Annotated in this window: 1 protein-coding gene; it reads right to left on the minus strand. The window is 67.9% G+C overall.

All coding sequences use genetic code 11. The features are described from left to right. The coding region (locus ACFV04_RS43670; protein ID WP_380536642.1) for a condensation domain-containing protein at nucleotides 1-1,763 on the minus strand (1,763 nt) is incomplete at its 3' end. Between the last annotated feature and the right edge of the window lie 36 nt (nucleotides 1,764-1,799).

Genomic DNA, 1,799 nt, shown 5'->3' on the forward strand with positions numbered 1-1,799 from the left:
GGGAAGCGTCCGAGGTAGTTGAAGGCGATGTGGGGTTGGGGGAGTCGGGCGAGTTGGGGGGTGGTTTCGGGGTTGAGGTGGCGTAGGAGGCCGTAGCCGATGCCGTGGTGGGGGGTGGTGCGGAGTTGTTCCTTGATGTGTTTGAGGGCGGTGTCGGTGGTGTGGGGGGTGATGTCGCCCTGGAGGGGGGTGTGGAGGCGGACGGGGTGGGTGGTGGTGAACCAGCCGATGGTGCGGGAGAGGTCGAGGTTGTCGGTGAGTTCGTGGCGGCCGTGGCTTTCGAGGTCGATGAGGAGGCTGGTGGTGTGGGTGGTGTTGTTGCGGGTGTTCTGCCAGTGGGTGTGGGCGAGGGTGAGTCCGGTGAGGAGGACGTCGTTGATGCCGCAGTGGTAGGCGGTGGGGATGCGGGTGAGGAGGGGGGTGGTTTGTTCGGGGGTGAGGGTCCAGGTGTGGGTGGCGGCGGTGTGGAGGGTGTCGCGGGTGGGGTCGAGGGGGCGGGTGCCGGGGAGGGGGTCGGGTTGGTCGAGGGTGTGGGTCCAGGTGGTGAGTTCGGTGGTGTGGGTGGGGTGGTGGGCTTGTTCGGTGAGGAGTTTGGCCCAGTGGCGGAAGGAGGTGGTGGTGGTGGGGAGTTGGGGTTGGGTGTCGGTGGTGGTGGCGTGCCAGGCGGTGGCGAGGTCGGGGAGGAGGATGCGCCAGGAGACGCCGTCGATGATGAGGTGGTGGGCGAGGAGGAGGAGTCGTCCGGGGGTGTGGGGGCCGAGGTCGAGCCAGACGGCTTGGAGCATGGTTCCGGTGGTGGGGTCGAGGCGTTGTTGGGCTTGGGTTGCTGCGTGGGTGATGGTGGTGCGCAGGTCTTGTTCGGTGGTGGGTGTGTGGTGGATGAGGGTGTGGGCGTGGAGGGTGCCGGGTTCGGTGGTTTCGAGGTGTGGGCCGTCGGTGGTGTTGTGGGTGAGGCGGGCGCGGAGGATGTCGTGGTGGTCGATGACGGTTTGCAGGGTGTGGGTGAGTTGGTCGAGGTTGGCGCCGGCCGGGACTCGTAGCAGGACGGCTTGGTGGAACTGTGCGAATCCCGGGCTGTCGATGTCGAAGGCGTGCATGATCGGTGTCAGCGGGATCTTTCCGACGCCGTCGATGGTCGGCTGGCTGGTGGTGGTGTCCTTGGCCACGGTGGCGAGTTCGGCGGCGGACTGGTGTTGGAAGACGTCCCGGGGGGTGATGGTCAGGCCGGCCTCGCGGGCGCGGCTGACCAGCTGGATGGAGACGATGCTGTCCCCGCCCAGGTCGAAGAAGCGGTCGTCGATGCCGACCCGGGGCAGGTTCAGGACGTCGGCGAAGAGTTCGCAGAGCACGCGTTCGCGGTCGTTCCGGGGTGCGCGGTTGCTGGTGATGGTGGTGAAGTCGGGTGCGGGCAGAGCGGCGCGGTCGAGCTTGCCGTTGATGGTGAGCGGGAGCCGGTCGAGCACGACGATCACCGTCGGCACCATGTAGTCAGGCAGTGAGTCGGAGAGTGCTGTCCGGATCTCGGCCGGGTCGATCGTGGCTCCGTCGGTGGGGACGACGTAGCCGACGAGGCGTTTTTCGCCGGGCTGGTCGGTGCGGACGGTGGCGGTGGCCTGGGCGATGTGGGGGTGTCGGGCGAGGGCTGCCTCGATTTCGCCGAGTTCGATGCGGAAGCCGCGGATCTTGACCTGGTGGTCGGTGCGGCCGAGGTATTCGAGGGTGCCGTCCGCCCGCCAACGCACGAGGTCGCCGGTGCGGTACATGCGGCTGCCGGACGGACCGAACGGGTCGGCGACGAA

Source organism: Kitasatospora sp. NPDC059599 (assembly GCF_042735125.1).
GTDB lineage: Bacteria > Actinomycetota > Actinomycetes > Streptomycetales > Streptomycetaceae > Kitasatospora.